This is a genomic window from Endozoicomonas atrinae (assembly GCF_001647025.1).
GTDB classification, from domain to species: domain Bacteria; phylum Pseudomonadota; class Gammaproteobacteria; order Pseudomonadales; family Endozoicomonadaceae; genus Endozoicomonas; species Endozoicomonas atrinae.
In genome coordinates this window covers 1-4,508 of record NZ_LUKQ02000340.1, presented here as the reverse complement: position 1 = coordinate 4,508, position 4,508 = coordinate 1, and the positions used below count along the sequence as shown (strand labels likewise).

The window sequence follows — 4,508 nt, the reverse complement described above, 5'->3', positions numbered from 1 at the left end:
GGACAACTCACCAGAGCCGGAAGCAGAAGATTCTTTAGCACGATTTCTTGCGGCTTGACCAGCTTTCTTTGCCTTATCTTGATCACCTGATAAAGACATTTCAGCCCGGTAAGCCCTCTTGTAAGCCCTCTTGTAAGCCTCTCCGGGCGTGATGGCCAGGGATTCACTAATGCCAATTGATTCATGTCTTTCAATTTCAGCAGTTGCATTTGTAACTTGCTGCTTAATGCCTGTATTTAACGGACTAATTATAGCAACTGGACGCGATGATGACTGAGAAAAATTAACACATGTTTCTCCACAGGGTTCACCTTGAAGGGGGGAGGATATATCGGTCTGTGCATTCAGTTCCGTATAGCTTAACTCATCTGATGATGTTTCATTTGGACCTAAATACATATCTAGTTCTTCAGACGTAAAGTCAGGTAAATCATAATTAATCACTGATGAAGAACATGCAAGATATTGATTAAATGGGTTAAACAGCTCAGGTCCATTTTGGAATATTCCTGATTGGTTATTGAGATAAGGAAAAGAGTCTACCGCCTGAACTGGCATGTCTTGAAAATTAGACTGCTGCTGACAGGCGACATCAAATTGCCCTTGTTCTATTAAACCTGGTGAGCTGGAATCAACTCTATAAAAATAAGCACTGGTATGAGGGAAATTGATTGCTTTGATCCATTGAATTATTGAATTATTGAATTACAGCTTAAGACCACGCCTTCTTATAAAAGTTCCTCCCTTTTACAACTCATTCTCCATTTATTTATGTCAACGAAGCATAAGGATTTGCTATGGCTATTACTAATAGTGACGTAAAACTCTTCGAAAGCCAGCGCCTCACGGATGAGGAAGACGGTGGCGGTCGGGTGACAGGCAACGAGGTCATTGATGGCAACGTCAATAATCTCTTTCAGGATATTTCCCGGATCGACCGAACCATTGGTGATGTTGCCCTGCGAAAGGCGTTTATTGGAATCAGCACCGATAACAATGACATTTATCTCGGCAGTCATCTTATTCTGACCGAGCCTCCCAAGGATCAGAATGTCAGTGTCTTACTGTTCAATACCGACAGTCAGACCGATGAGCGCCTCGATGCCAGAGACAGGATAGAGAGCTATGTGGTTCCCGGCATTAAGGCCTCGTGGGAACTGGTCGGCGATCAGCTGGAAGGCCAGCGTGCCATTGTCGGCTATCAGCGTGAGGAATGGGCGGTCCCTGAAATCGGGGAGGTCTATAAGCTCACCACTCCCGATGGGCTAACGAGTCAGTTTATCCGTATTACTGCCGTTGACCATTCGGTGGTCACGTTTACCTATCACAACGGTTCAGAGTACGTCGATTTTAACCGGCGTAAGGTAGAAATGGAGATCAGTGCACCACTGATAACCACCTTTACCGGAGCGCAGCCGGTCCCCGGAGAACCGGAGGAAGAAACCAGCACCATTTATGGGACACAGATAGCTGATACCTCTCGTTATTATGGTATTCAGCCATTAAGTGCCAACATTACCGCTGGCGACTTAACGGTTAAGGCCGAGAGCGTTTATGCGCCACTGGTGCCGAGTGCCAAGGTCGAAAGCCCGTTGCTCGATCAATACGGTGGCTATACCGGCAAAACGATGGTGGCCACCGCTGGCACTACCCGTTCGGTCAGCTGCCGTTTTGTGCATATAACCGGCAATCAGAGCCGAACCTATGTCCAGCGTGGCGTATTACCGAAAACCCTTTCCCTGTCACTGGATGGCGGCACCTTTGAAGATGACGGTGCGGGTCATCTGCTCCATAAAAGCGGGACCAATAATTTCAGTAAATTGACCGTGGACTATGACCTCGGGGAGATTAACGTCTGGCGAGCGAGCAGCTATACCACGGCCACCGCCAATGCCACTTATCAGCCTGCCGTGGCGATTACCGGGGCTGCGATCAGTGGGGCTATCCCGATCACCAACCAGAACCGGGGCTTTAACTACACCCTGAATATGGCCGAGGCCAAACCAAGGCCGGGAACACTGGTGGTCAGCTATATCGCCTTGGGTAAATGGCAGGATATCCGGGATACCGGCGCAGGCCAGATGACCGGATCGGGAACCGGCACCATCATCTTTGCAACGGGATCGGCGGCGATCACCCTTGATGCGCTGCCCGATCCAGACAGTGCCATAGTCTTTAGCTATGTGGCGCAGAATGATGATGAGGTGATCATCCGAACCGGCTCGGTGCCTGTGGATGATATGACCTTTCGCCATACCGTAGAGAAACCCGGCATTAAACCCGGCTCGATGACGGTGACGTATGTTTCCTCCGGTGAGAATAAAACCCTGATCGATCAGGCCAATGGGCTTCTCACTGGTGACGGTAACGGAGCTATTCACTACGCCCCCGGTGAACTGAGCTTTAAGCTGGATTTTCTGCCCGACAGCGGCACCGAGATTCAACTGACCTATGAAGAAGGCACCAGTGCCGGTGGCGAGGTGATTGTCTCGGTGGATGGTCAGGGCGTAATGAGTGGCACCATTCCCGGTGCGCCCTTGCTCCCAGGTTCTATCCAGCTGCAATTTCTGGTCGAGCAGCTGTCCAACGTGCCGAGCGAAACCAGAAACGAGGATGACTGGACTACCTATGAAACCACCCGGAACGTGGCCAAGCAGATTAGCGACGATACAACGGGTGGCTGGCGGGGTGTTACGGGAGCCATTGATTACCAGACCGGGGCATTCACCATTCTGGCGTTGGAGCAGTACACCTATCCTGAATACGTCATCAAGCAGACGTTTAATGGTTACGTTCGAAAGCTGGACGTGACCAACACCTCCAAAACTCAAACCTTCAATGGCAGCACCATTACGGCCATTGCACAGGCGAGCAACCTTGCTCATGCACCGTATAACGAGAACATTACCTCGCCAGAACTGACCATTGATCTGCTGCCCTTGATGGACAATACCGTCCTGCTCCCCGGCAGCGTGATCTTTGAATGGAACGGTGAAACCTACTTTGACCGGGACGGTTCTCTCTATAAAAACCTGAGCACCGAAACCAATGCCGGGGTTCAGGTCGGCAGGGTTGATTACAGCGGTGGCATGGCGACACTGGCGAGCTATCCAGAGGGATCGGTCAGCACCGCCACCATTCAGGCAGCGGCCACCGTTGGCGTTGGCTTTAAGATTGATGCGGTCGCCTTCCGTACTCCCGGTGCTCCGATCCGTCAGGGCAGCTTGCAGCTGACAGCGGTTCGGGTGGATAACGGGGACATTATCACGGCAACGGCGGATTTTAATGGTGAGTTCAATACCGCAGAAGTGGTCGGAAAAATCGACGTAACCACAGGCTGGTGTGAGCTTCAGTTTACCGATGGCACTGATCCTATTTACGTTATCCCGCAGAGTGTTCGTTATAACTGCGTGGTGGAAACCAGCCTGCCCCTCGATGCTGAATTGATCGGGCTCGATCCGGTTCGTCTCCCTCCTGATGGACGGGTCCCTATCTATCGAGCCGGGGATATTGTAGTCATCAGCCACACGGCAAGCACCGATGCAGGTACACCAACGGCCGGTCAGGTGATCAACCTGGCTCGTGACCATCAGGCAGAAAACGTGGTGGAAGACAGCAGCGGGGCTCTGCTGGCCAGCGATCAATACACCGTCGATAGAGAGACGGGAACCGTGACCTTTGCCGATCCGTTGAGCCTGATTGATGCTGGCAGTAATCCCCTGACTGCACCTTTCACTATTAAGGATCGGGTTGAGCACATGAGTGTGTTAAGTGACGTTCAGATCAACGGCGACCTCTCCATTATCTCCCCGGTGCCTTGGGATTTACCCGCGACCGAAACCACAGTAAGCAGCGCAGTCGTCTATGGCGACCTTCAGGCGAGAGTAAAAAACTTTTTCAGCCAGAAGGTGTGGGACAACGGCGATCCAAACTGGACGGATCATCGGGAAGGGGATCAGACCACCGCCCAATACAACACCATCAACTATCCGGTGGAAACAACCAACAAGGGAGCAATCTATGGCAAGTGGGCGATCATCTTTACCAGCGGTTCAGCATTCCAGATTGTTGAAGAAAAGCTCGGGATCATCGCAACCGGCAACACCATTGCTGATGCAGCGCCACTTAACCCGGAAGCCGGTGTGCCTTATTTCACCTTGAAAGCCGATGGCTGGGGCAGTGGTTGGGCTACGGGTAACGCTATTCGCTTCAATACCGATGGATGCCTTGCGCCGGTCTGGATTTGCAGGACTGTCCTTTCAGGTCAGGGAACAGAAACCAACGACGATTTCACACTGCAGATTCGGGGGGATGCTGACTGATGCCGGTTCAATACTACAGCTGGAACGATTCAGGTGCCCCGGAATTTAAATATTTAAGTGGCGGTTATGGCGCTTATAAAAATTCCATCATTGAAGTGCTCGATGCGATTTTGGTGACCGGATACGGCAGTAAACCGGGATTTGGCTGGACAAAGGCAATGACCTCGACGGTGCCGGACAGTAACC

Annotated in this window: 3 protein-coding genes; 2 read left to right on the top strand and 1 reads right to left on the bottom strand. The window is 51.4% G+C overall.

The window, feature by feature from the left end:
* On the bottom strand, positions 1-558 hold a 558-nt coding region (locus AK963_RS25670; RefSeq protein ID WP_139117662.1), incomplete at its 3' end, for a hypothetical protein.
* A 239-nt stretch (positions 559-797) separates the two neighbouring features.
* Between AK963_RS25670 and AK963_RS25665 the strand changes: the two genes are divergently transcribed.
* Positions 798-4,322, top strand: coding sequence for a hypothetical protein (locus AK963_RS25665; protein ID WP_066018216.1), 3,525 nt, complete (start codon positions 798-800; stop codon positions 4,320-4,322).
* Positions 4,322-4,508 (top strand): hypothetical protein (locus AK963_RS25660; protein ID WP_202969871.1); only part of this gene is annotated, 187 nt, incomplete at its 3' end. The genes AK963_RS25665 and AK963_RS25660, both read left to right, overlap by 1 nt.